The following is a 24,547-nucleotide window of genomic DNA, read 5'->3' as shown; positions in this document are numbered from 1 at the left end:
GATAGATCTAACGACAAGAGCCTGCATAGGTTGATTTAGTCAAAACTAAATCTTATGGTCGAAAATTAGGATTTCGTTAGGGATCTGCTTACTAGGGTTGCGAAGCCGGCCTGGGAACCGGCTGAGGAAGACTAGTTAAATGAGCAATGCCGGGATCAAGGGCGCCCGGATTAATGAAACGCGTTGTCGTGGAGGAAACCCCATGAACGAACGGTACGTTCGCCCCGATTCTGACCGCATCGAGAAGGTGCCGGCCAAGAAAAAGAAAACAAAATACGGCTCCATGCTGATGGAGTTGGAGCAACGGATCGCATTCGATGCCGCTGGTGCTGCAACCGTAGAAAAATCCCAAGAAAAGAGTCATCAGGATCAAGGCGATCACGGCGATGCCCCCGCCGAAAGCCACGACGCCGGAAATGACGGTCACGACGCGCTTGTCGCCGCGCTGGCCGACCACCAGGCGAGTTCGGCAGCGCCTGACGCCTCGTCAGCGGCAACACAGCCGCGACAGGTCGTGGTCGTCGATTCGACCGTTCCCGACTATGACGCGCTGGTCAAGGATCTCGGCCAGGACTTCAAGGTCATCGTCGTTGACCCCAACGAGAACGGTGTGCACGAGCTCGCCGAAACGCTCTCCTCCATGCACGACGTCGAGGCGATCCACATCATTTCGCATGGCAAGGACGGTTTCCTGCAGCTCGGCAATGCCTCGCTGACGACGGAGACGATGGCGACCGACTATGCCGCCGACCTCACCTCGCTGCGCTCATCCCTCACCGCCGACGCGGACATTCTGGTCTATGGCTGCAATTTCGCCGAAGGTGATGCGGGGACCGGCGCCGTCAAGATGCTCGGTTATCTCACCGGCGCCGACGTCGCGGCCTCGACCGACCCGACCGGAAATGCCGCGCTCGGCGGCAACTGGGATCTCGAATATCATGACGGCGACATCGCATCCGACGTGATCGGCACCGACAAGAGCCACGCTGATTTCGTCGATACGCTGAACGTCGCGACCTCGAACGGAAATGGCGCCCTGCTGGTGTCGGCCGGCCGGTCGATCTACAGCGTCGACGTGCTGACCGGCAAGGCGACGATGATCACGACCGTGCCGAACTCGGTCGGCGGCATCAACGTTTCGAATGTGATCAATTCTCTCGCGGCCGACCAGGCCAATGGTCTGATCTATTATGTCGACAGCAGCACCGATGCGGGCAACAAGGCGCTGTTCGCCTATGACTACATCAACAACACCCACATCCTCGTCGATTCCGACCTGACGACGGGTGCCGCGACCAATATTTCGACCGGATCGACCGGTGTGGGCGGTGGTGCGGCGACCTTCTACAACGGCGGGCTCTATCTCGGCGTCGAGAATTTGACCGGCAGCAGCGACCAGATTTACCGGATCACCTTCAGCAACAACGGTCGCACGATGGCCGGCGCGACGACCTTCGGCGCGCTGATCACGACGGCCAATGACTGGGGCGATTTCGCCATCGACGCCGCCAACAACGCCCTCCTCAGTGTCAACGCATCGACAATCACTCGCTACAATCTCGCGACCGGCGCGATCATCGACAGCGTCACCAATGTCGGCGGCAGCACCAGCGCACAGGGCGGCGGCGACATCAACGGCAACACCTATCTGGTCGGCACCGAAATCCGGCAGATCAATCCGGTAACCGGTGCGGCCATCGGATCCGCCATTACCATCACCACCAATGGAACGACCGCGCTGACCGGCATCTCCGACGCCGCGCGCTGGACGCCGCCGACGGGGACGATCGGCGACAAGATCTTCGCCGACAACGACAAGAGCGGCACCTTCAACGCCGGCGACGGCGGCATCGGCAATGTCACGGTGCAGCTCATCGACGACGTCAACGGCGACGGGCTGGTCAGTGCCGGCGAGCGCGTGCTCGCCACTGATACCACGGATGCCAACGGCAACTATCTCTTCACCGGCGTCCTGCCCGGCCAATATATCGTCCGCGTGACCGATGCGAACGGTGTGCTTGGCGCGGCGCCGAACACCACGGGCAGCACGACCCAGTCCCTCGCGCTCGCCACCATCGGCGCGGCCAATCTCGCAGCCGACTTCGGCTACGTCGTCCAGGCGCCGATCGTTGACCTGAATTCCGGCACCACGCCCACGCAGATCATTACCAATGGCGGTACACCTGGCACGACCGGCTGGGCGGTCGGCGGCACCGGCGCCACCGCCAATGGCGGCTTCGCCTGGACACTCAACGGCGGAACCGGCACGCTTACCCAAGCAAACGTGTCTGGCTGGACCGATGGCCTCGCCCCCTCCGGCGCCGCGCAGCTCACATTCGATCTCGGCTGGAGCAACGACCTGCTGCTCGGCATCTCCAACGACAACAACACACCTTCAACCCTCGACGTGACGATCGGCGGCGTGCTCTACGCGCGGATCACCACAGGCACATTGAACGGAACGCCCAACACCGCGACCATCACCTATTTCAACGGCGCGACCGGCTCGCCCTCCACGGTTGCCGCGTCGACCGCCGGCACGACCGCCTGGAACCGCACCCCCGTCACCATCAACCTGCCTTCGACGGTGGTTGCGACCGGCGATCTTGTCTTCAGCTATTCCGCCGCCGGCGGCCTGCTGACGCCAAGCACCGACGACATTTTCATCGACAATGTCAGCGCCTTCAGGAACGTCGACACTATCGCGGGCGTCAACTACGCGACGACCTACACGGAAAACGGCGCCGGCGTCTCGATCAGCAGTGCCGCGACCGATGTGCGCGACCTCGACAGCACCAACATGCGCTCGGCGACCATCGTGCTCACCAATGCACAGGCGGGCGACCTGCTGACCGTCGGCACGCTGCCCGCAGGCATCAGCGGCTCCGTCGATACGTCCGTTGCCGGTCAGGTCACCGTCACGCTGACGGGTTCGGCCACCAAGGCGAGCTATGCCGCCGCGATCAAGGCCATCACCTTCTCCAACACCGGCGACAACCCGGGCACGACGCCGCGCGTCGTCAACGTGACGGTGAATGACGGCGGCCTGTCTTCCGCCATAGCGACCTCGACAATCTCAGTCGTCGCCGTCAACGATGCGCCGGTCAACACGCTTCCAACCGGCTGGTCCACCAACGAGGATACGAGCGTCGGGCTGACTGGTCTCTCGGTCACCGATCTCGACGCCGGTACCGGGTCGATGACCGTTACGCTGGGCGTCGCGACCGGCACGATCACGGCCGCATCCGGCGGCGGCGTCACGGTTTCAGGATCAGGGACGGGCAACGTCGTCCTTACGGGCACGCTTGCCAGCATCAACACCTATCTCGCGTCAGCCTCGGCGCCCGTCTACGTCCCCGTGCCCGACGCCAATGGCTCGGTCGTGCTGACTATGACGACCAATGACAACGGCAACACCGGCACCGGCGGCGCTCTGACCGATGTCGACACCCGCAATATCACCATCGTTGCGGTCAACGACGCGCCGGTGCTCGATCTCGACGGCTCGACATCAGGAACCGGCTATTCGGTCGGTTACACGGAAAACGGTGCCGGTGTCGCCATCTCCAACACCAACAGCAGCGTCGTCGACGTCGACAACGCCAATATGGCTTCCGCCTCGATCGTCGTCACCAACGGCCAGGCTGGAGACCTTCTGGCGGTGGCGGGAACGTTACCCGCCGGGATTACCGCAAGCTACAACGCCTCGACCTTCACGTTGACGCTGACGGGCTCGGCGACCAAATCCGCCTACGAGACCGCACTCCGGCAGGTGCTCTACTCAACGAACTCCGATAACCCGACGCTGAACGGCGCGTCTGCCTCGCGCAACATCAGCGTCACCGTCAATGACGGCAGCCTGAACTCCAACAGCGCGATCACCACCGTGGCGATCACCGCCGTCAACGACGCGCCGGTCAACACGCTGCCGACGAGCTGGACGACCAACGAGGATACCAGCGTCACTCTCACCGGCCTGTCGATCGCCGATCCGGACGCCGGAACCGGTAACATGACCGTCCGGCTTCAGGTGCCGACAGGCTTGTTCACCGCTGCCTCCGGCGGGGCCGTCACCGTGACTGGCTCCGGGACCGGCACGTTGGTGCTGACGGGAACGCTCGCCAACATCAATGCCTATCTGGCATCGACGGCGGCTCCGATCTACGTGCCGGTCGCCGACGCCAACGGCGCCGTCATGCTGACGATGACGACCAGTGACCTTGGCAATTTCGGGACCGGCGGGCCGCTGACCGATACGGATACGGCAACGATCAACATCACGGCCGTCAACGACGCGCCGATACTCGACCTCGATGCATCGGGCGCCGGCACCGGCTTCTCCACCACCTACACGGAAAAGGGAGCGGGCGTTGCCATCGCCGACACGGACGGCGTTATCACCGATGTCGACAACGCCAACATGGCATCGCTATCTGCCATGATCACCAATGCCCAGGCCGGCGATCTCCTCGCCGTATCGGGAACGCTGCCCGCGGGCATCACCGCGAACTACAACGCCTCGACCTTCACGCTGACGCTCAGCGGCTCGGCCACCAAGGCAAGCTACGAGGCGGCGCTGCAGCAGATCCGCTTCCTCTCGAGCTCCGACAATCCCTCGACCACGCCCCGCACCATCAACGTCTCCGTCAACGACGGCGCCGCAACCTCGAACATCGCGGTCGCCACGGTCAACGTGATCTCCGTCAACGACGCGCCGGTCAACACCGTTCCCGGCGCCCTCACGCTCGACGAAGACGTGCAGACCGCGATCAGCGGCATTTCCGTCGCCGACGTCGACAGCGGCTCGGTCACCGTGACGCTTACGGTCGCCAACGGCACCCTCTCGCCATCCGTCACGGCCGGCACGATATCAGGCAACGGCACGGGTACCGTGACGGTTTCCGGCACCCTGGCACAGGTAAACAGCGTCCTGGCCTCGCTGCGCTATACCGGCAGGGCTGATTTCAACGGCTCGGATACGCTGACGGTCGTGACATCGGACGGGTCGCTGACCGATACGGATACAGTGGCGATCACGGTCAATCCGGTCGCCGATATTACCCCCGATACGGTGACGACATCAGAGGATACCGCCCTCGCCTTCAACGTCATGACAGGCACGAACGGAGCGACAGCAGACAGTTTCAAGGACCCGAGCCGCGCCGTGACGAGCGTCACACAACCTCCTGCCGGACAGGGCAGCGTCACCTTCGCCGCCGACGGCACGCTTGTCTACACGCCTTCAGCCAACTTCAACGGCCAGACGACATTCACCTACACCGTGACATCAGGCGGCGTCACCGAGACGGCAACGGTGACGGTCAACGTCACCGCCGTCAACGACGCCCCGGTCAACACGCTTCCGGCCTCGGGTTGGACGACAAACGAAGACACCGGCATCGCGCTTTCCGGCCTCTCCATTTCCGACGTGGACGCGGGCAACGGCACGATGACCGTGACGCTCGCCGTGGGCGGTGGAACGCTGGCGGCAACCTCAGCCAGTGGCGTCACCGTCGCCGGTTCCGGATCGGCCGCGCTGACACTTTCCGGCACGCTCTCGGCGATCAATACTTATCTTGCTTCCGCATCCGTGCCCGTCTTCACGCCCGCCACCAATGCCAACGGCGCGGTGACGCTGACCATGACCACAAGCGATGGCGGCAATACCGGCACCGGTGGCATCCTCACGGATACCGACACACGCACGATCACCATCAACGCTGTCAACGATGCGCCCGTGAACACGCTGCCACCGGGTGGCTGGGCGACGGACGAGGATTCTGCCGTCAGCCTGTCGGGCCTCTCCATCGCCGATGTCGATGCCGGCAACGGCACCGTCAGCGTCGTACTCGGTGTCAGCGGCGGTCAGTTGACGGCAACGTCAGGCGCCGGCGTCACGATCACCGGATCGGGAACCTCATCCCTCACGCTGTCGGGCACGCTTGCCAGCATCAACGCCTATCTCGCCTCGACCGCGAGGCCGCTCTTCACGCCGACGGCAGACTTCAACGGCGCCGTCACGCTGACGATGACGACTAACGACGGCGGCAACGCCGGATCGGGCGGAGCACTCACCGATACCGATACAGCAACGATCACGGTCAACCCGGTCAACGACGCACCGACCCTCGACCTCGACGCATCCGCCGCCGGGACCGGCTACGCCACGAGCTACACCGAGAACGGTGCCGGCGTCGCGATCGTCAACACCGGCGTACTGGTCAGCGATATCGACAGCGCCAACATGGCATCCGCGACCGTCGTCATCACCAATGCCCAGACCGGCGATGCGCTGTCGATCGCAGGGACGCTGCCGACGGGCATCACCGCCAGCTACAACCCGTCGACCTTCACGCTGACTCTCAGCGGCTCGGCAAGCAAGGCGGCCTACCAGACGGCGCTCGGCCAAATCCGCTACGCCTCCGCCTCGGACGATCCGGGCACGACCGCGCGCTCGATCAGCGTGACGGTGTCGGATGGGGCACTTGCCTCCAATACCGCGATCGCGACGGTCGCCGTTGTCGCCGTCAACGATCCGCCGGTGAACGGCCTGCCCGCCAATGGCTGGAGCATCGCCGAGGACGGCTTACTCTCGCTTACCGGCCTTTCGGTCAGCGATCCCGACGCGGGAACGGGCGTCACGACCGTGACGCTATCCGTCGGCTCCGGCACGCTCAGCGCCGCCACGGGATCCGGCGTGACCGTCAGCGGCTCCGGCACCGCCACGATCACGCTCTCGGGAACGCTCGCCAATATCAATGCCTTCCTCACCTCAACCGCCCGGCCGAGCTATTCGCCCGTGGCCGATTTTAACGGCTCCGTGACGCTGACCATGACCAGCAGCGACGGACAGTTGACCGATACCGATACGCAGACCATCACCGTGACCCCGGTCGCCGACATCACCAACGACAGCGTCTCGACCAACGAAGACACCGCCGTCGTCATCGACGTCAACAGCAACGACAGCTTCGAGAACTCCGGCCACACGATCACCGCGATCAACGGCGGCGCGATCGTCGCCAACGGCGTCGTCAACGTGGCCGGCGGCACCGTGCGCCTTAATGCCGACGGGACGCTCACTTTCACGCCATCCGCCAACCTCAACGGCAATACCAGCTTCACCTACACGGTCACATCAGGCGGCGTGACCGAAACGGCAACGGTCAATGTCAACATCATCGCCGTCAACGACGCGCCTGTGAACACCGTTCCGGGCGCGCAAACCGTCGCCGAGGATACCCCGCTTGCGATCGGCGGCGTATCGGTCGCCGATGTCGATGGCGACGCGCTGACCACGACCGTCACCGTCACCAACGGCATTGCCAACGTCGCCGCCGGCTCCGGCGCGACCGTGACCAGCAACGGCACCGCAACGGTTCGGATTTCCGGCACCGCCGCGCAGGTGAACGCTGCGCTCGCCGGCCTGACCTACACCACTACCGCCGATTACAACGGCGCCGCACAGCTGACGATCCAGACATTCGACGGCACGGCGACCGATACCGACACCGTTGCGATTTCGATCACCCCGGTTGCCGACATCGTCGCCGATACCGTGACGACCAACGAAGATACCGCGATCACCTTCAACGCGATCACCGGCACCAACGGCGCCTCCGCCGACAACTTCGAGAACCCGGACCGGGTCATTTCCTCTGTCACCCAGCCGCCATCAGGCCAGGGAACGGTGACTTTCGCCGCCGATGGCACGATCACCTATACCCCCGCCGCGAACTTCAACGGCACCACCAGCTTCACCTACACAGTCACGTCAGGCGGCGTGACGGAAACCGCGACCGTCACGGTCAACGTCGCCGCCGTGAACGATGCGCCCGTCAACACCGTTCCCGGCGCGCAGACGACGGCGGAAGATACGTCGATCATCTTCTCGCCATCAGGCGGCAACGCGATCACGGTCGCCGATATCGACAGCGGCACGCTGACGGTCACCGTCACGGTCACCAACGGCGCCTTCTCGCTCTCCGGTACGTCGGGCCTCTCCTTCAGTGCCGGCGACGGCACGTCGGATCAGACGATGACCTTCTCCGGAACGGCGGCGGCGATCAACGCAGCTCTTGCCGGCGCCAACTACGCGCCAACCGCGGATTACAATGGTCCGGCTCAGATTTCGGTGCGCACCTCCGACGGCTCGCTCGCCGACAACAGCACGATCGCGGTCGACATCACCCCGGTCGCCGATATCGCCAATGATTCCATATCCACCGACGAGGACGTGCCCGTTGTCATCTCCGTTCTCGCCAACGACAGCTTCGAGAACCCCGGACGCCTGATCACCGCCGTCGATGGCAAGGCGATCACCGCAGGTGGCGCCGCCGTGACGGTCGCCAACGGCTCAGTGCGTCTCAATGGCTCGGGCCAGCTGGTCTTCACACCGACCCTCGATTACAACGGCATGGCGAACTTCACCTATACGGTGACCTCTGGCGGAACCACCGAAACCGCGCAGGTGACGGTTGCTGTCGCCTCCGTCAATACGCCGCCGGTCAACACCCTTCCTCCGACATTTACAGCGATAGAAGACACGGCGCTCGGCCTCGCGGGACTGCAGATTTCCGACCAGGATGCGGGCTCCGGCACCATGACCGTGACGCTCTCGGTGAACTCCGGCATACTCTCGGCGCTGGCCGCCGGCGGCGTGAACGTGACCGGTTCCGGCTCGCAGTCGCTGACGCTCTCGGGAACGCTCGCCGATATCAACGCCTATCTCGCCGCAGCGACGCGCCCGAGCTTCACGCCGGCAGCCAATTCGACATCGAGCGTCACGCTGACGATGACCACCAACGACAACGGCAATACCGGCGGCATGGCGCTGGTCGATATCGACACCGCGACGATTTCGGTTACGCCTGTTAACGACGCGCCATCGGGCACGGATAACACCGTGACCATCAACGAGGATGCAACCTACACCTTCTCAGCCTCAAGCTTCGGCTTCAGCGACGCCGCCGACAGCCCGGCCAACAGCTTCGCCGCCGTCGTCATCACCACGCTTCCGACGAATGGCGTGCTCTCGCTCGGCGGTACGCCGGTCACGGCGGGACAGGTCATCTCCGCCGCGAATTTCGACAATCTCACCTTCACCCCGGCCGCCAATGCCAACGGCACGGGTCTCGCCTCGTTCACGTTCCAGGTGCGCGACAACGGCGGAACGGCCAATGGCGGCCAGGACACCGACCAGACGCCCAACAGCTTCACCTTCAACGTCACGGCGGTCAACGACGCACCGGTCAACACATTGCCCGCCACTTTTGGCACGAACGAGGATACCGCGCTGCCGCTCGCCGGCATCCAGGTTACGGATGTCGATTCAGGCACGGGCGCAATCACGGTGACGCTCAGCGTCAATTCCGGGACGCTAACGGCCGCGAACGGTGCAGGTGTCACGGTCAGCGGATCGGGCAGCGGCACGCTTGTGCTGAATGGCACGCTTGCCAATATCAACGGCTTCTTGGCCGCGGCCGGCACGCGCCCGACATTCAACCCGGTTGCCAATGGAAACGGCACCGTCACGCTCACCATGGTGACCAACGACAACGGCAATACGGGGAGTGGCGGCGCGCTATCGGATACGGACACCGCGACGATCACCATCGCGCCCGTCAACGACGCGCCGGTCGGATCCGACGTGGCGATCTCCACCAACGAGGACAGCGTCTTCTCGGGAACCCTGCCGGTCGCGACCGATGTCGACGGCGACACGCTGACCTATGGCGCCGGGACCATCGCGCCCTCTCATGGCACCGTCGTCGTCAACCCGAACGGCACCTACACCTACACACCGGCAGCCAATTTCAACGGTACCGACAGCTTCACCTACAGCATCAACGATGGAACGGTCACGGTCCAATATCTGGTCAGCGTGACCGTCAATGCGGTCAACGACGCACCCGTCGGCGTCAACGACACCGCCCAGACGAACGCCGACCTGACGGCCAGCCTGAATGTTCTCGCCAACGACACCGACGTCGACGGCGACACGCTGCAGGTCTCCGCGATCAACGGCGTTGCCGGCAATGTCGGCGTCGCGGTCGCCGGGTCGAACGGCGGCAGCTTCACGATCGGCGCCGACGGCAACGCGATCTTCAATCCGGGCAGCGCCTTCGACGATCTGCCGGCCGGGCAACAACGCACGTCGAGCGTGACCTACCAGCTCTCCGACGGCCACGGCGGCTTCTCCACCGCAACCTTCACCGTCACTGTGACTGGCGTCAACGACGCCCCGATCTCTACGCCGATCGCCAACCAGACCGGCAACGAAGCACAGGCGGTCTCGCTTTCGGTCGCCGGCAATTTCAGCGATCCGGATGCGGGCGATACCCTCACCTTCTCCGCCACCGGCCTGCCGCCGGGGCTGACGATCAACGCGGCGACCGGCGAGATCTCGGGCACCATCAACCGCAGCGCCAGCGTCACCGGCCCCTATGCCGTGACCGTCACGGCCACCGACCGCGGCGGCGCCACCGCCAGCCGCAGCTTCACCTGGGCCGTTCTGAACCCGCCTCCGATCGCCGCCGCCGACAACCTCTCCACGACGGAGAACGCATCGATCAACGGCTCGGTCTTCGCCAACAACGGCAACGGGATCGACAGGGATCCGGACGGCGATCCCATCTCCGTCTCGGCCGTCGGCGGCAGTGCTGGCGGGGTCGGTCAACCGATCGCGGGCTCGAATGGCGGCACTTTCACCATCAACAGCGACGGCACCTACGCCTTCAACCCGGGCACCGCCTTCGACGATCTCCCAGCTGGCGCCACGCGGGCAACGACGATCACCTATACGATATCAGACGGACAGGGCGGATCCTCGACCACCACCGTCACCGTCACCGTCACGGGCCAGAACGACGCGCCCGTTGCCGCTCCCGACACCTTCACGACGAACGAGGACACCAGCGTCACCTTCGATGTGCGCACCAACGACAGTGATATCGACGGCGGAACCTTGGCCGTGACGCAGATCAACGGCACCGGCATCGTCTCCGGCGGCTCGGTCGTCGTCACCGGCGGCACCGTCACGCTCAATGCCAACGGCACGCTCACCTTCACGCCGCTTGCCGACTACAACGGCACGCCGACCTTCACCTACACCGTCTCCGACGGCCAGGGCGGCACGGCGACCGCGACCGTCACCGGAACCGTCAACGCGGTGCAGGACCCGCCGGTTGCCCAGAACGACAGCTTCACGACCAACGAGGACGTCGCCGTCACCTTTGATGTGCGGAGCAACGACAGCGATCCCGACGGCGACGCGCTTTCGGTCATCCAGATCAACGGCACGAGCATCGCTTCCGGCGGTTCGGTGGCGGTGACCGGCGGTAGCGTCCGGCTCAATGCCAACGGCACGCTCACCTTCACGCCATCGGCCGACTACAACGGAACCCCGAGCTTCAGCTACACGATCTCCGACGGCCACGGCAGCACCGCCACGGCAACCGTCAACGGCACGGTGAACCCCGTCCAGGACCCGCCCGTCGCCCAGAACGACAGCTTCACCACGGCGGAGGACCAGTCCGTCAGCATCTCCGTTCTCGCCAACGACAGCGACCCTGACGGCGATGCGCTGACGATCACGCGGATCAACAGCACTGATATCGCGATCGGCGGCTCGGTCGCGGTGACCGGCGGCAGCGTACGGCTTAACGCGGACGGCACCCTGACCTTCACGCCATCGGCCAACTTCAACGGCACACCAAGCTTCACCTACACCGTCTCCGACGGCAACGGCGGCACGGCGACTGCCACAGTCGCGGGTACCGTTACGCCAGTCAACGACGCGCCTGTCGCCGTTAACGACAGCTTCACGACACCAGAAGACACCGCCGTCACCTTCGACGTGCGCGGCAACGACAGCGATGTCGACGGCGATCTTCTGAGCGTGACGGCGATCAATGGCGCTGCGATCGCCGCAGGCGGCTCGGTCGCCATCACCGGCGGCAGCGTGCGGCTCAACGCCGACGGCACGCTGACGTTTACGCCGTCGGCCAACTTCAACGGGACGCCGAGCTTTACCTATACGGTTTCCGACGGAAATGGCGGCAGCGCCTCCGCCACCGTCACCGGCACCGTGACACCCGTAAACGATGCACCTATCGCCGCGGCCGACACCTTCACGACATCAGAGGACACGGCCGTCACACTCGACGTCCGCGCCAACGACAGCGATCCCGATGGCGATCCGCTGAGCGTGACGGCGATCAACGGCACGTCGATCGCGATCGGTGGTTCGGTTACCGTGACCGGCGGCAGCGTGCGGCTGAACGCCGATGGCACCCTCACCTTCACCCCTGCCCTCAACTACAACGGCAGCCCGAGCTTCACCTACACCGTTTCCGACGGCAACGGCGGCACGGCGACCGCCTCCGTCAACGGCACGGTCACGCCGGTCAACGATGCCCCGATCTCGTCCGACACCACCGTCTCCGTCGACGAGGACGGCGTGCTGTCGGGCACACTGCCACCTGCCAGCGATCCTGATGGCGACAGCATCAGCTATGCGGCCGGCACGACGCGGCCGGCGAACGGCAGCCTCACGGTCAACAGCGACGGCACCTACAGCTACCGGCCGAACGCGAATTTCAATGGCACAGACCGCTTCAGCTTCGTCGTCAGCGACGGAAAGGGCGGCAGCAGTGAATATACAGTGACCGTCAACGTCGCCGGCGTGAACGATGCGCCGGTCGGAACGCCGCTTCCCACCCGCTCCGGCGCCGACGGCGCGCAGGTGAACTTCGACCTTTCCGGCTTCTTCTCCGACGCGGACGGCGACACGCTCAGCTACACGGCAACCGGGCTCCCCACCGGGCTGGCGATCAGTTCCGCCGGCGTGGTCACCGGCACGATCGACCGTCAGGCGAGCATTGGCGGCCCATCCGGCAATGGCGTCTATTCCGTCGTGATCGCCGTCGATGACGGACATGGCGGAACGACGAGCCAGACCTTCAACTTCTCCGTGACCAACCCGGCGCCCATCGCCGTCAACGACACAGCGACCGGCAACGAAGATACAGCCATCGTCATCAACGTGCTGGATGGTTCGGCGAGCGGCGGCATTCCCGACAGCGATCCCGATGGCGATCCCCTGACCGTAACGGCAGCGAGCGCTGCCAACGGCACGGTGACGATCGGCTCGAACGGCCAGATCACCTACCAGCCGAATGCGAACTTCAACGGCACTGATACGATCGTCTACACTATCTCCGACGGCAACGGCGGCACGGCCAGCGCCACGGTCACCGTCACCGTCGCCGGCGTCAACGACGACCCGGTCGGTCAGCCGATCGCCGACCGCACCCGCAACGACGGCGACCAGGAAACGATCGACCTCGGCGCCTTCTTCAGCGACCCCGACGGCGACGCGCTGCGCTACTCCGTGACGGGCCTGCCGTCAGGTCTCACGCTCGATCCGGTCACCGGTCGGATTTCCGGTCGCGTCGCCGCGGACGCGTCGGGACCGACGGGTGAGCGGATCTACGCTGTCACCGTCTCGGCGTCCGACGGCCATGGCGGCCTGACATCGCTCACCTTCAACTACACGGTCCGGAACCTGCCGCCCGTCGCGCAGGACGACACGGCCGTGACCAATGAAGATACACCCGTCGATATCGACGTTCTTGCCAATGACGGCGATCCCGACGGGGACAATGACGAGGTCATTCGCGTCAACAACGTCGTGCTCCAGCTGAACGGCGCCTCCGTCGCGACCGCAAACGGTTCGGTCCGACTCGTTGCCGGCCCCGGCGATCGTCCGGTTCTGCGCTTTACGCCCGTTGCCAATTATAACGGCCAGGAAACCTTCACCTACTCGATCGACGACGGCAACGGCGGCGTGGATACCGCCACGGTCACCGTCACCATCCTGCCGCAGAACGACGGGCCGGAAAGTCCGAACCCCATTCCCGACCGGGTCCGCGGGGACGGCCAGAGCTTCGTCTACCGCGTCGGCGATTTCTTCAGCGATCCGGACGGCGATACGCTCAACTATACGATCACCGGCCTGCCTGCCGGCCTCACCTTCGATGCCGCCTCCGGCATCATCCTCGGCACCATCGATCATGATGCGAGCCAGGGCGGCGCGGGCGGGGTCTATACGATCACGGTCACGGCGCATGACGGTCCCGGCGGAACCGGCGAGGAAATCTCGCGCACCTTCCGGCTGACCGTCACCAACCCGGGTCCGACGGCGGTCAACGACAGCGTCGTCATCAACGAGGACCAGAGCGCCACCTTCAACGTCATCACCGGCCAGGGCACCAACAGCGGCGACGATGGCGCCGATACCGATCCCGACGGCGACACGCTCACCCTGATCTCGGCATCGGCCGGACAGGGAACGCTAACCTTCACCGCAAACGGTGCCATCACCTACACACCGCCTGTGGATTTCAACGGCACGGACACCATCGTCTACACCATCTCCGACGGCCAGGGCGGCGTTTCCTCGGCGACGGTGACGATCACGATCAACGCGGTCAACGACGGTCCCGATGTCGACGGCGATATCCCGACACAGCGCGACAGCGATGGCCAGCAGGTGTCCTTCGACGCCGGCGCCTACTTCTCCGACCGCGACGGCGATGCCTTGTCGTTCACGGCGACCGACCTACCGCCCGGCCTCTCGATCAACCCGACGACCGGCGTCATTTCGGGCACCCTTCCCAACGACGCATCGCGGCCGACGCCCTACACGGCGACCATCACGGTCTCCGACGGCAACGGCGGTACGATTTCGCGGACGATCACCTGGATTATCAGCAACTTCCCGCCGAAGGCCGTCGATGACGTCCTCTCCGTCGGGCAGAACCAGAGCGGCGGCGGCAACGCGCTGACCAACGACAGCGATCCCGATGGCGATCCGCTCGTCATCGACGAGGTCAATGGCCAGGCTGCCAGCGTCGGCCAGGCCGTAACGGGATCGAACGGCGGCACATTCACCGTCGGCGCAAATGGTGCCTATACCTTCAACCCAGGCACCGACTTCGCCGATCTGCCTGCCGGTGCGATACGGACCACAAGCGTCACCTATCGCGTGACAGACGCCGACGGAGAGAGCGATACCGCCACCATCACCGTGACCGTGACCGGCGCCAACGACGCGCCTGTCGCCACGCCGATCCCTGGCATGACCTTTGCCGATGGGCAATCGCTGACCGACAACCCGGTGGGTGTCGGCGCCTTCTTCAGCGATGTCGACGGCGATACCCTGACCTTCGGCGCCACAGGCCTGCCGCAAGGCCTGTCCATGAACGCCCAGGGCGTGATAACAGGCGTGATCAATACCGGCGCCTCGCAGGGTGGTCCCTACCAGGTGACCGTCACAGCAAACGACGGCCATGGCGGCACGCGCGCCGTCACGTTCAGCCTCACCGTCACCAATCCTGGGCCGATCGCGGTGAACGACACCGCGAGCACGACCGAAGACACGCCGCTGCTCAACATCGACGTGCTGTCCAACGATACCGATCCCGACGGCGATCCTCTGTCGATCGACCCGAGTTTCCCGCCGAAAGCCGCGCACGGCACGGTTACCGTCAACGCCAACGGCACGCTGAACTATACGCCGGACCGCGATTTCAACGGCATCGACACCGTGGTCTACCGCGTTACCGACGGCCAGGGCGGCCTCAGCACCGGCATCCTGACGATCACCGTCGGCGCCGAGAACGACCCGCCCGTCGCCGGCGAGATCGCCGACTTGGAACGCAACGACGGCGACACGATCAATTTCGACATCTCGAGCTACTTCGCGGATCCCGAGGGCGGCGCGCTGACCTTCGACGTGGAAGGGCTACCTCCGGGGCTGGAGTTCAACGCCACCACCGGCGTCATCAGCGGCCGGATTTCCGCGGGCGCCTCCGGCCCGACGGGCCTGTCGAGCTACGTGGTGAAGGTCACCGCCACGGACGCCGAGGGGAAATCCGCCGACACCACCTTCACCTACACCATCCGTAACATCGCGCCGGATGCGATGAACGACACTGCAACGACATCCGAGGACCAGCCGGTCGACATCCCCGTCCTCGCCAATGATGTCGACAGCGACGGCGACACCAACACGATCGTGCTCGTGAACGGCGTCAATGTCAGCGTCGGGGGACCGGCCGTGCCGACCGCGAACGGTTCGGTTCAGCTGGTTCTCGTGGGCGGCGTGCAGCAACTGCGCTTCACACCCACACCCGACTACGTCGGCACGGCGTCCTTCACCTATACGGTGTCCGACGGCAACGGCGGCACCGACACGGCGACCGTGGTCGTCACGGTCGAGGGCGTCAACGATGCGCCGGTGGCAAACCCGATCCCCGATCATTCGCAGGCTGATGGCTCAGACGTCAGCTTCGACGTGACAAGCTTCTTCACCGATGTGGACGGTGATACACTGACCCTTGCTGTCACCGGCCTGCCGCCGGGTCTCGAATACCACCCTGACACCGGGCTGATCAGCGGCACGATCGATCGGGATGCGTCGCTGGGAGGCCCCTATCGCGTGGTCGTGACGGCCGATGACGGTCACGGCGGAACGGCATCGACGGCGTTCACCTTCGCCGTCACCAACCCAGCCCCCATCGCCAACAACGACACCGTTGCGACCAACGAGGATACCGCCGTCACCTTCAACCCGATTACCGGCGAAGGCACGACCAACGGCGGCGCCGACAGCGATCCCGACGGCGACCCGCTGACGATCGTCGCGATCAACGGCCAGACGATCGCGGCCGAAGGCACGGTGGCTGTGACCGGCGGAACCATCCGGCTCAATCTCGATGGCTCGCTCACCTTCACGCCCACGGCCGACTTCAACGGAACCGTTCCCCTGACCTATCGCATCAGCGACGGCAATGGCGGCTTCGCGGACGCGTCCATCTCGATCTCCGTGGCCTCGGTCAACGACGTCGCGGTGGTCGATCTCAACGGCGCGGCACCCGGCGGCGACATCTCCGGCAGCTTCGACGAGGGCGACGCGCCCGTCTCCATCGCCAGCGGCGACGCGATCATCTTCGATCCGGAGGGTGGACTGACTGCGCTCAATGTCGCTCTCGGCGGCTTTGCCGATCGCGGATCGGAAGTCATCCATCTGAACGGTTCCGCCGACATCGTCTACGGAACGGCGAGCAGCGGCACCATCAGCTTCGGCGGCACGACGTTCAGCTTCACCTATGACGGCGCCAATGCCGTTTCCTTCACCAATGCTTCCGGAGGCGCGATCGAGAATGCTTCGGCGACCGCGCTTATCCGCGCGCTTCAGTATGAAAACACCAGCGACAACCCGACATCAGGCGATCGAACCTTCTCGGTGACCGTCACCGACGACGGTGGAGCGACATCGGACCCCGCCGTCTCGACAATCTCCATCGGCGCGGTCAACGACGACCCCGTCGCCAACAACGATACGGCAACGACCAACGAGGACACCGCCATTGCCGGCGCCGTGCCGGGCGTGCTCGGCAACGATACCGATCCGGATGGCGATGCGCTCGTCGTGTCGTCCGTCGGCGGCGCGGCCCCCGGCACGACAGTCGCGGGCTCCGCGGGCGGGACCTTCGTCATCAACGCGGACGGAAGCTATCGCTTCGATCCGGGTGCCGATTTCCAGGCCCTGAAGGCAGGCGAAACGCGTGTCAGCACGGTAACCTACGAGGTTTCCGATGGCCACGGCGGCACCTCTTCGGCCTCGCTCTCGGTCACGGTAACGGGGGTCAACGACGCACCCGTGGGCTCCGACGGCAACATCCGCACCAACGAAGACACGGTCGCGAGCGGCAGCCTGCCCGTTGCGACCGATCCCGATGGCGATGCGCTCACCTACGCGATATCAACCCCGCCATCGAACGGCGTCGTGACCATAAGCGCTGATGGCCGCTACACCTACACGCCGCCCCTTAATTTCAACGGAACGGACAGCTTCACCTACAGTGTCTCGGACGGTCGCTCGACGGTCACCTACACGATCGCGATCGAGGTCGTTCCGGTCGACGACGCGCCAATCGGCACGCCGATCGGCAACCAGTCCTTTGCTGATGCGCAGACGGTGCGCCTCGATGTTTCCGGCAACTTCAGTGACGTCGACACGCCCAACTTGACCTTCGCCGCAAGCGGCCTTCCTGCCGGTCTTGGGATTTCCGCCGACGGCATCATCACCGGTCAGGTTAATTCCGATGCGTCGCAGGTCAATGGCGGCATCTACACCGTTCGCATCACGGCCAGCGACGGCAAAAACGCGGCGGAACAGGTCTTCACGATCAGCGTCTCGAACCCGGCGCCGATCGCCAGGGACGATGCCGCGACCACGAGTGAGAACACCGACATTGCCGGCTCCGTCTTCGCCAACAACGGCAACGAAGCAGATTCGGACCTCGATGGCGACACGATCGTCGTCAGCGCGGTCAATGGAAACGCCGGCGGTGTCGGGGCTTCGGTCACCGGTTCGGGCGGCGGGCGCTTCATCATCGGCGCCGACGGCAGCTACAGCTTCGTCCCGGGGACGGACTTCGACAACCTGCAGGTCGGCCAGACCAGGACGACCAGCGTCACTTACACGATATCGGACGGCCAGGGCGGCACATCGACGGCGACCTTCACCGTCACGGTTACCGGCGCCAACGATCTGCCCGTCGGCACGGATGTCACCGTTTCCACCAGCGAGGATACCCCTCTCAGCGACCGGCTGCCCGCGGCAACCGACGCCGACGGCGATACGTTGACCTATGGCGCCGGTACGCAACCGAGCCATGGCAGTGTCACGGTCGATGCCGCCGGCTTCTACACCTATACGCCGGCCGCCGATTTCAACGGTACCGACAGCTTCACCTACACGATCTCCGATGGTCGGGCCGTCGTCACCCACACGGTCACCGTCAATGTCGGTGCCGTCAACGACGCGCCGGTGCTTGCCGACGTTGCGGTCAGCGTCGACGAGGATGGAGCCGCTTCCGGCCAGCTTGCGGCGACCGATGCCGACAATGCGCCCAACGAGCTTACCTACGGGCTTCAGACCGCCGCGCAGAACGGCACGGCCGTGGTCAACGCCGACGGCACCTACAGCTATACGCCCAACGCCAACTTCAACGGCACCGACAGCTTCACCGTGATCGTCCGCGACCCCGGCGGCGCCAGCGCCGTCGCCACGATCACAGTCTCTGTTGGCGCCGTCAACGATGCGCCTGTTGCTGCCGATGACGCGGCCAGCACGAGTGAAAACACGCCTGTATCCGGCAACGTCATCGTCGGCGGACCCGGCGCGGACAGCGATCCGGATGGCGACACGCTGACGGTGGTCGGCGTGGGTGCAGCCAGCGGCGGCGTTGGCGCTGCGGTGCCCGGCCAGGGCGGCGGTACCTTCCGCATCGCGGCCGATGGCTCCTACACATTCGATCCGGGAGCGGATTTCGACAGACTGGCCGCCGGCCAGACAGCGACCGCCTCGGTGTCCTACACGATTTCCGACGGCCATGGCGGCACGGCGACCGCGACGCTGACGGTCACCGTCACCGGTACCAACGACGCGCCGACGGCACCGGCCTTGCCGCCGCAGACCAGCCTCGACGGCGACACAGTCTCGGTCGCCGCCGGAGCGCAGTTCACCGACATCGACGGCGGTCCGCTGACCTTCACCGTCACCGGCCTGCCGCCGGGCCTCGCCTTCAATGCGCAGACGGGCGACATCACCGGCAGGATACTGCCCGATGCCTCGGGCGCGACCGGCAGCAGCACATACACGGTGACCGTCAGGGCAAACGACGGCGTCGGCGGAACGGCGGCCCGCAGCTTCGCCTGGACCGTGACCAACCCTGCACCGACAGCGGTCAACGACCAGTTTTCGGTCGACGAGGACACCGTGCTTTCGGGATCGGTCCTTGCCGACAACGGCAACGGCGCCGATAGCGACCCGGATGGCGATCCGCTGGCGGTCTCGCTCGTCAGCACGACGGCGAACGGGACGCTCGTCCTGCGTCCCGACGGCACCTTCACCTACACGCCGGCACCGGGCTTCAACGGAACCGACAGCTTCGTCTACCGGATTTCGGACGGCAATGGCGGAACCGATACCGCAACGGCGACCATCTCTGTCGCATCGGTCAACGACGCACCGGTCGCAGGCAACGACAGCTTCACCGTGACCGAGGACGGCCAAACCACCATCGCGGTGCTCGCGAATGACAGCGACCCCGATGGCGACACGCTTTCGATCACCGAGATCGACGGTCAGGCAATCTCGCCCGGCGGCAGCGTCACGCTCGCCTCCGGCACCGTCACACTCAACGCCAACGGCACGCTGACCTTCGCGGCGGCACCTGACTACACAGGCAACGCCAGCTTCAACTACACCGTCTCCGACGGCAGCCTGTCCGCACAGGGCCAAGTCACTGGCACCGTCACCGCTGTCAACGACGCCCCGGTGAACAGCCTGCCGACAACGTTCAATGGTACCGAGGACACGCCGCTGCCGCTCACCGGCATATCGATTTCCGACGTCGATGCCGGGACAGGCGTCATGACCGTCACGCTACGGGTCGATGCGGGAACGCTGAGCGCGCTTGCGGGCGGCAACGTCCAGGTGACCGGCAGCGGCTCGGGCGCGCTGACGCTGACCGGCCGGTTGGCCGACATAAACGCCTACCTTGCCGGTACTTCCGCGCCAGTCTATCAGCCGGCAACCAACTCCAATGCGCCGGTTACGCTGACCATGATCACCAGCGACGGCGGCAATAGCGGCGCGGGCGGCACTCAGACCGACACCGATCAGGCGACCATCATCCTCGCCGCGGAAAACGATCCGCCGGTCGCCAGCGGTTCCTTGATCCAGACGCAGGAAGACACGCCGGTTTCGGGTGTGGTTTCGGCGACCGATCCCGACGGCGATCCGCTGAGCTTCGCCGTCGCATCCGGCCCCCGCAACGGCACCGCAACGATCGACGCGGTTGGGCGCTATCTCTATTCGCCCAACACGAACTTCAACGGCAGCGACAGCTTCGACATCAGCGTTAGCGACGGTCAGGGCGGCGTGACGACGGTGACGATCTCGGTGACGGTTGCAGCCGTCAACGACGCGCCGGTGGGATCCGACGGAACCGCTGTCGCGACCGAAGACCAGCCTCTCGACGGCCGGCTGCCCGTGGCCACCGATCCTGACGGCGACAGCTTGACATACGGCCTCGGCCGCCAAGCCGAGCACGGCACGGTCACCGTCAATGCCAACGGCAGCTATCGCTATGTGCCGGCCGCGAACTACAACGGCGCGGACAGCTTCACCTACACCGTCTCCGACGGAAAGACCGTCTCGACCTATACGATTTCGCTCTCCGTCACATCGGTCAACGACGCGCCCGTCGGCTCCGACACCTCGATCTCAGTCGAGGAAGACGAGACGGTGAGCGGCCAGCTGCCGCCCGCCTCCGACGCCGATGGTGACACCGTCTCCTACGGTCTCGACACCCAGGCCGCGCATGGTGTTGCCGTGGTGCGTGCCGACGGAAGCTACAGCTATACGCCGGCTCCCGGCTACAACGGCGCCGACAGTTTCGTCTACAGCATCTCCGATGGCACCGAGACAGTCACCTACACCGTCACGGTCAACGTCGGCGCGGTCAACGACCCTCCGAGCGGCTCGGATGCCACGATCACGGTGGCGGAAGACGGGTTGGCAAGCGGCCGGTTGCCCGTTGCCACCGATCCGGATGGCGATCCGCTCACCTACGGCCTTGGCGCGGCACCGTCTCACGGAACGGTTGTCGTCAACGCCGACGGCACCTACAGCTATCGCCCCGCCGCCAACTACAACGGCGCCGACCGCTTCACCTACACCGTGTCCGATGGCCTCGATGTCGTGACCTATGTGGTGACGATCGACGTGACATCCGTCAACGACGCGCCCGTCGGCTCGGACACCGAGATTACCGTCTCGGAAGACAGCCCCTTCAACGGCGTCCTGCCGGCGGCCAGCGATCCTGATGGCGACCAACTGACTTACGCGCTCGGCACCCAGGCGCAGCACGGCACGGTTACGGTCAATGCCGACGGCAGCTACCGCTATGTTCCCGCCGCCGATTATAACGGCGCGGACAGCTTCACCTACCAGGTGTCGGACGGAGAAGCGGTCTCGACCTATACAGTCAGGATCACCGTAACCGCCGTCAACGACGCGCCTGTCGGCAGCAACGTCTCGATAACGGTCGACGAGGACGGGACGGCTGCCGGAAGCCTGCCGCGCGCGGTCGATGCCGACGGCGATCCGCTGACCTACCTGCTGCAGACCGGGGCGAGCCACGGCACGGCGACGGTCCAGCCGGACGGACGCTATACCTATACGCCCGATGCCAACTATAACGGCACGGATACGTTCACCTATGCGATCTCCGACGGCAAGGTCACATCGGTCTATACCGTCACGGTCAATGTCGGCGCCGAGAACGATGCGCCCACCGGATCGAACCTCGCGATATCCGTTTCCGAGGATGCATCCTTCAGCGGATCGCTGCCGCCGGCCTCGGACGCCGATGGCGACACCGTCACTTACGGCCTCGGAACGCCGGCCGCTCACGGCGCGGTCACCGTCAATCCGGATGGGACTTTCACCTATACGCCGGTCGCGAACTACTCCGGCCCAGACCAGTTCACCTACACGCTGTCGGACGGCACGGAGACGGTGAGCTATACCGTCACCGTCTCCGTGCGCGCCGTCAACGACGCACCGGTCGGCGCCGACACCGCCATCTCGCTGGCCGAGGATACGGCCTTCTCGGGAACCCTGCCGCCGGCAACCGACGCCGATGGCGACGCCGTCACTTACGGCCTGGCGGCAGCCGCCGGCCATGGCACCGTGCGGGTCAATGCCGACGGCACTTTCAGCTATGTCCCCAATGCCAACTTCAACGGCACGGACAGCTTCAGCTATTCGGTGAGCGACGGCTCGGCGACCAACGTCTACCGCGTCACGGTGACGGTCAGCGCCGTCAACGATGCGCCCGTCGGTTCCGACACCTCGATTTCCGCCGAACAGGGCACGACGGCTACCGGCAACCTGCCGCCGGCCTTCGACGTCGAAGGCTCGCCGTTGACCTACGGCCTCGGCGCCCAGGCGGCGCATGGCACGGTCACGGTCGGACCGACCGGCACCTACACCTATCAGCCGGCGCCCGGCTTCGCGGGAACCGACCAGTTCACCTACACGATCTCGGATGGCAGCGCCGTTTCGACCTATACCGTCACTGTCTCTGTCGGCGCCGCCAATGGCGCGCCGGTCGGCCAGGATGGCGCGTTGACGGTCGCCGAGGACACGCCCTTCATGGGCCGTCTGCCCACGGCCACTGATCCCGACGGAGACGCCGTCACTTACGGCCTTGCCGGGAATCCGGCGCATGGCACCGTCACCATCATGGCGGACGGCCGCTACACCTACATCGCCGACCGCAATTATAACGGCCCCGACCAGTTCAGCTACTCCGTCAGCGACGGCCGGGCGACCGTGGTCTACCGGGTGATCGTCACCGTCACGCCGGTCAACGATGCGCCGGTCGGTTCCGGCACCTCGATTGCCGCCGGTCGCGACCAGACCGTCACCGGCAGATTGCCGCCGGCCTTCGACGTCGAGGGAACACCCGTCGTCTACGGCGTCGGCTCGAACCCCGCGCACGGGACCCTCACGATCAATCCCGACGGCACCTACTCCTATACGCCGGCCTCGGGATATGAAGGCGCCGACAGCTTTACCTTCACGGTCTCCGACGGTGACGCGACGTCGACCTATACCGTCAACATCTCGGTGGGCAGCGCTGAGCCGCCGGCGGAGCGCCCGCCGCTCGAGCGGGATCCACCCGTTCAGTTCCCTGTCGACCCCAACGATCCGGGAGGACCTGACTTCGACGACGATGGTGATGGCCTGGGCTCCGGCATGCAGGACGTGCTCGACGATCTCGGCGCCATCTCCGATGACATCACCGCCGACGGCCCGATCGACAGCGTGATCAATGCGGCGCAACCTCTGAACGGGATAGGATCGCTGCCTCGCGAGGGCGCGGTGCTTCATGCGGTACATCAGATCGCGGACTGGATCGAAAGCGGCCGCCGTCTCGACGATCTGCATATCGGCTTCTTCAAGGGCGGGTCGAACATCCATCTGGCCGGTGTGGGTGAGGACAGCACGTGGTTCACGGTGGATACCATCTTCCACAAGGACTACCTCTACATCATGCCGAAATCGAGCGGCGACGTCGAAGACGCGACCTTCAGTGTCACCCTTGCCGATGGCCGCGCCTTGCCTGACTGGATGAGCATGACCCACGGCGGCATGATCATCGGCCGGCCGCCGGTTGGAACCGTATCGATCGACATCCGCATATGGGGCACTTCGAAGGAAGGCACGATCAGCGACAGCATGCGGATCGATCTGCAGACCGGCACCATCCTCGACCACGTCAGGGACCGCCGCGCCGACCTCGGCAACGGTACCTTGTTCTCCGACCAGATGCTGGCGGAAGCGAAGTTCGACGGAGGAACGACGGACAAGCTGTGGGCAGCACTTCAGGGGCGCTGA

1 protein-coding gene is annotated in these 24,547 nt (G+C 65.1%); it reads left to right on the top strand.

Annotation, left to right across the window (positions count from 1 at the left end; translation table 11 throughout):
* Positions 1-202: 202 nt before the first annotated feature.
* Positions 203-24,547 (top strand): Ig-like domain-containing protein, encoded by a 24,345-nt coding sequence (locus tag QTL95_RS02750; RefSeq protein WP_289718427.1) that lies wholly within the window; start codon positions 203-205, stop codon positions 24,545-24,547.

Source organism: Rhizobium sp. S152 (genome assembly GCF_030380735.1).
GTDB lineage: Bacteria > Pseudomonadota > Alphaproteobacteria > Rhizobiales > Rhizobiaceae > Rhizobium.
The sequence above is the reverse complement of the archived record's forward strand: the minus strand, read 5'-3'. Positions and strand labels throughout refer to the sequence as shown.